The 5,282-nt window shown below is 72.1% G+C and carries 4 protein-coding genes and 1 pseudogene; 3 read left to right on the forward strand and 2 right to left on the reverse strand.

Annotated elements, in window-relative coordinates; all coding sequences use genetic code 11:
* The first annotated feature begins 136 nt into the window (after window positions 1-136).
* The 3 genes from RIN80_RS26130 (at window position 137) to RIN80_RS26140 (ending at window position 4,474) form a co-directional block, all read left to right on the forward strand.
* Window positions 137-2,506, forward strand: a complete 2,370-nt coding sequence (locus tag RIN80_RS26130) for a polysaccharide lyase 8 family protein (protein ID WP_309098107.1) — start codon at window positions 137-139, stop codon at window positions 2,504-2,506.
* Window positions 2,507-2,660: 154 nt separating this feature from the next.
* A complete protein-coding gene (locus RIN80_RS26135) occupies window positions 2,661-4,244 on the forward strand; it encodes an acyl-CoA carboxylase subunit beta (RefSeq protein WP_309098108.1) in 1,584 nt (527 codons plus the stop codon).
* Window positions 4,245-4,279: 35 nt separating this feature from the next.
* Entirely contained in the window at window positions 4,280-4,474 is a 195-nt protein-coding gene (locus RIN80_RS26140; RefSeq protein ID WP_309098109.1) for an acyl-CoA carboxylase subunit epsilon, read from the forward strand.
* 152 nt (window positions 4,475-4,626) lie between these two features.
* Here RIN80_RS26140 and RIN80_RS26145 read toward each other — a convergent pair whose 3' ends face one another.
* Together RIN80_RS26145 and RIN80_RS26150 are read right to left on the reverse strand one after the other, a co-directional pair.
* Window positions 4,627-5,208: an ATP/GTP-binding protein gene (locus tag RIN80_RS26145; protein WP_014675207.1), complete on the reverse strand. Its 582-nt coding sequence runs from the start codon at window positions 5,206-5,208 to the stop codon at window positions 4,627-4,629.
* A pseudogene (locus RIN80_RS26150) lies at window positions 5,189-5,282 on the reverse strand (DUF742 domain-containing protein); the annotation flags it as partial. The gene RIN80_RS26145 and the pseudogene RIN80_RS26150, both read right to left, overlap by 20 nt.

The following is a 5,282-nucleotide window of genomic DNA, read 5'->3' on the forward strand; positions in this document are numbered from 1 at the left end:
CCGGTACCACCCGTGGCGCCTGGCCGTCTCACAAGGTGGGACCGGCCCTCCGGGGGCGGCTCCCCGTTCCGCCATCCCGGTCACTCCGGCCGGATCCTCCGTTCAGGTGACCGGCTGCCCGTGGTAGGGCAGGGGCATGACTGCGCAGCGCCGACCGTTCCCCCGTCGGGCGGGCGAGGCCGCCGGCCCGACCCGTCCGAGCCGCCGTGCCCTGCTGCTGGCCGCCGCGGCGCTGGCGACGACCGGGGGCGCGACGCCCGCGGCCCAGGTCGCGGGCCCGCCCGGCGACCCGTACGACACGCTGCGCCGGCGCTGGCTCTCCATCGCGCTCGGCGCGGGGTACGACCCCGCCGCCGAGCCGTACGCCTCCCGGCTCGCCCGGACCGGCGCGCTCGCCCGGGATCTGCTGGCGACCATGGCCCCGGCGGCGAACTCCCTGTGGGCGGGCCACCCCTTCGACCCGCCGGCCGGCATCACCCGCAGCTACAACCGCCTGTGGACCATGACCCAGGCCTACGTCCAGCAGGGCACCGGCGCGACCGGCGACCCGGACCTCCTCGCCGGCGTCCTGAGCGGCCTCGACCACCTCTCCGCCACCGTCTACCACCCCGCCACCACCCCCTACGGCAACTGGTGGGAGTGGCAGATCGGCAGCCCCCGCCTGCTCCTGGACATCACGGCCGCCCTGTACGACCGGCTGGGCGACGCCCGTGTCGAGGCCGCCTGCGCCGCCGTCGACCACTTCGTCCCCGACTCGGCCCTCGGCGACTACTCCGGCACCTCCACCGGCGCCAACCGCGTCGACCTGTGCCGCTCCGTCGCCCTGCGCGGCATCCTCGGCCGCGCCCCCGCCAAGATCGCCCTGGCCCGAGACGCGCTCTCCCCGGTCTTCCCGTACGTCACCCGAGGCGACGGCCTCTACGCCGACGGCTCCTTCGTCCAGCACACCTGGGTCGCCTACTCGGGCACCTACGGGCAGGTCATGCTCGACGGCCTCGGCCGGCTGTTCGCCCTGCTCGCCGGGTCGGACTGGGAGGTCACCGACCCGAACCGGCAGATCGTCCTCGACAGCGTCGAACGCGCCTACGCGCCGCTCATCCACGACGGCCTGGTCATGGACAGCGTCAACGGCCGCGCCATCAGCCGGGGTCACCTCGCCTCCGACGACCGGAGCGTCCTGCGCTCCGACCACTTCCACGGCGGACAGCTCATCGCCGCCCTCGCCATCCTCGCCGAGGGCGCGAGCCGGGAGGAACGCGACCGCTGGCACGCCCGCATCAAGGGCTGGATCGAACGCGACACCGTGGCACCGCTCCTGACGGCACCCCAGTTCGGCGTCGCCACCCTCGCCCGGCTGCACACCATCGCCGCCGCACCCGTCCCGGCCGCCCCCGAACCCACCGGCCACCACCTCTTCGCCGCCATGGACCGCGCCGTCCACCGCCGCCCCGGCTTCACCGTGAACATCGCCATGGCCAGCGACCGCATCGCCCACTACGAGTGCGGCAACGGCGAGAACCCGCGCGGCTGGCACACCGGCGCCGGCATGGTCAGCTGGTGGTCCGGCGCGAGCGACCAGTACACGGACTGGTACTGGCCGACCGTCGACTGGTACCGGCTGCCCGGCACCACCGTCTCCACCCGGCGGCTCGCCGACCGGGAGGGCGGCGAGTGGGGCACGGCCCGCCCCGACGCCCGCTGGGTGGGCGGCACCACCGACGGCACCTACGCGGCGCTCGGCCAGCACCTCAAGGGCCTCGGCTCCACCCTCCAGGCCCGCAAGTCCTGGTTCTGCGCCGCGGACGCGGTGATCTGCCTGGGCGCCGCGATCAGCTGCTCCGACGGCGTCCCGGTCGAGACCATCGTCGACAACCGCAACCTCGGCGCGCACGGCACCCAGCGCTTCGCCCAGGGCCCCGGCTGGGCCCACCTGGAGGACCACGGCGGCTGGCTGCTGCTCGACGGCGAGCCGAGGACGCTGCGCGAGGACCGCACCGGCGCCTGGTCCGACATCAACACCGGCTCCACCACCGAGCGCCGCACCCGCCGCTGGCAGACCCTCTGGCTCGACCACGGAACCGACCCGGCCGACGCGGGCTACGCCTACGTCCTGCTGCCCGGGGCGTCCCGCCGGACGGTCGCCCGCCGCGCCGCCGACCGCCGGTGGCTGTCGATCCTCGCCAACGACGCCACCCGGCAGGCCGTGGTGGTGCCCTCCCTCGGCCTGACGGCCGCGAACTTCTGGCAACCCGGCACGGCCGGGCCCCTCGCCGCCTCCGCCGGAGCGAGCGTGCTGACCGTCCGCAGGGGCCGTACCGCTACCCTCTGCGTGAGCGAACCGCCCCGCACGGGCGAACCGCTGGAGATCACCTGGGACCGCCCGGTCCGCCGGGTCGTGCGCGCGGACAAGACCGTCGAGGTGCTCGCCACGGGCCGCCGGCTGCGGCTGCGCATCACCCCGGGGACGGCGTGCGCCACCCACCGGTGTGACGTGACACTCGACTGAGCCGCTTGTGTGACCCCTACAAGCCGCACGCCCTCTGAGCAGTCGAAAGGGCTGCACCCCGGCGTGGTTCTGTTCAGTGGTACCAGGAAAACACGCCGGAGACTGTGAGGAGTCGACGGCCCGCTTTTCCAGGTCGGCTTCGTAAGGTCGCTACATGACCGTTTTGGATGAGGCGCCGGGTGAGCCGACCGACGCGCGTGGACGCGTGGCCGAACTGCACGAGATCCGTGCGCAGGCGGTGGCCGGACCGAGCGAGAAGGCGACCAAGGCGCAGCACGCCAAGGGCAAGCTGACCGCGCGTGAGCGCATCGAACTTCTCCTCGACCCGGACTCCTTCCGGGAGGTCGAGCAACTGCGCCGGCACCGGGCCACGGGCTTCGGCCTGGAGGCCAAGAAGCCGTACACCGACGGTGTGATCACCGGCTGGGGCACGGTGGAGGGCCGCACGGTCTTCGTCTACGCCCACGACTTCCGCATCTTCGGCGGCGCGCTGGGCGAGGCCCACGCCACGAAGATCCACAAGATCATGGACATGGCCATCGCGGCCGGCGCCCCGCTGGTGTCCCTCAACGACGGCGCCGGCGCCCGCATCCAGGAAGGCGTCTCGGCCCTCGCGGGCTACGGCGGCATCTTCCAGCGCAACACCAAGGCCTCCGGCGTCATCCCGCAGATCTCGGTGATGCTCGGCCCGTGCGCGGGCGGCGCCGCCTACAGCCCGGCCCTGACCGACTTCGTGTTCATGGTCCGCGAGACCTCGCAGATGTTCATCACCGGCCCGGACGTCGTCAAGGCGGTCACCGGCGAGGAGATCACCCAGAACGGCCTGGGCGGCGCCGACGTCCACGCCGAGACCAGCGGTGTCTGCCACTTCGCCTACGACGACGAGGAGACGTGCATCGCGGAGGTCCGCTACCTCCTGTCGCTCCTCCCGCAGAACAACCGCGAGAACCCGCCCCGCGCCGAGGCCTCCGACCCCGTCGACCGCCGCTCGGACGTCCTGCTGGACCTGGTCCCGGCGGACGGCAACCGGCCCTACGACATGACCAAGGTCATCGAGGAGATCGTCGACGACGGCGAGTACCTGGAGGTCCACGAGCGCTGGGCCCGCAACATCATCTGCGCCCTGGGCCGGATGGACGGCCAGGTCGTCGGCATCATCGCCAACCAGCCCCAGGTGCTGGCGGGCGTCCTGGACATCGAGGCCTCCGAGAAGGCGGCCCGCTTCGTCCAGATGTGCGACGCCTTCAACATCCCGATCATCACCCTTCTGGACGTCCCCGGCTTCCTCCCGGGCGTCGACCAGGAGCACGGTGGCATCATCCGCCACGGCGCGAAGCTGCTGTACGCCTACTGCAACGCGACCGTGCCGAGGATCTCGCTGATCCTGCGCAAGGCCTACGGAGGTGCGTACATCGTCATGGACAGCCAGTCCATCGGTGCCGACCTCACCTACGCCTGGCCGACCAACGAGATCGCGGTCATGGGCGCGGAAGGCGCCGCCAACGTCATCTTCCGCCGCCAGATCGCCGAGGCCGAGGACCCCGAGGCCATGCGCGCGCGCATGGTCAAGGAGTACAAGTCCGAGCTCATGCACCCCTACTACGCGGCCGAGCGCGGCCTGGTCGACGACGTCATCGACCCCGCCGAGACCCGCGAGGTCCTCATCAAGTCCCTCGCGATGCTCCAGACCAAGCACGCGGACCTGCCGTCCCGCAAGCACGGCAACCCGCCGCAGTAACCCTGCGGACATCTCAGCCACGGAGACTGACACCCATGGACACGCCTGACATCCGCGTCGAGAAGGGCCACGCCGAGCCCGAGGAGGTCGCCGCCATCACGGCGATCCTCCTGGCCCGCGCCGCCGCCCGCCCCACGGACCCCACCCCGGCCCACCGCGGCCGCGTCAGGGCCGGCTGGCGCCGCCTGGAACGCGAGCCCGGCTTCCGCGCCCCGCACAGCTGGCGCTGACCCCGGATCGAAGAAGGCCCCTCGCAGAGGGGCCTTCTTCGTGTTGGGGGCGCGGGGAACTGCGCGGCAAGCCCGCACGAACCCGCACACGGCAACGCGACAGCCCCTGGCGGCCCGGAGGCCGCCAGGGGCTGTCCCACAGCAACGGAGAACTACCGCAGCCGAGCCATCAGCGCGTGCTCGACCAGCGTGATCAGCGCACTCTTCGCATCGGCACGATGCCGCGCGTCGGTCGTGATGATCGGCGTGTCCGGACCGATCTGGAGCGCCTCGCGGACCTCGTCCGGCGTGTACGGCTGCTGGCCGTCGAAGCCGTTGAGGGCGATGACGAACGGCAGCCCCGAGTTCTCGAAGTAGTCGACGGCGGGGAAGCAGTCGGCGAGCCTCCTCGTGTCGACCAGCACGATCGCGCCGATGGCGCCGCGCACCAGGTCGTCCCACATGAACCAGAAGCGGTCCTGACCGGGCGTACCGAAGAGGTACAGGATCAGGTCCTGGTCCAGGGTGATACGGCCGAAGTCCATGGCCACCGTGGTGGTGGTCTTGTCCCCGGTGTGGGTCAGGTCGTCGATCCCCGCCGAAGCGGACGTCATGACGGCCTCTGTGCGCAGCGGATTGATCTCCGAGACGGCGCCGACGAACGTGGTCTTGCCCACGCCGAAGCCGCCAGCCACCACGATCTTCGCGGACGTGGTGGAGCGGGAAGGCCCTCCGCTAGAGCTTGCGAAGTCCACTGAGCACCCTTTCGAGCAGTGTCACGTCTGGCTGGCCGCCGGCGTTCTCGTCGCCGCCGGGCTGATGGATGGCG

It is taken from the genome of Streptomyces sp., from assembly GCF_031181705.1.
Taxonomy (GTDB): Bacteria; Actinomycetota; Actinomycetes; order Streptomycetales; family Streptomycetaceae; genus Streptomyces.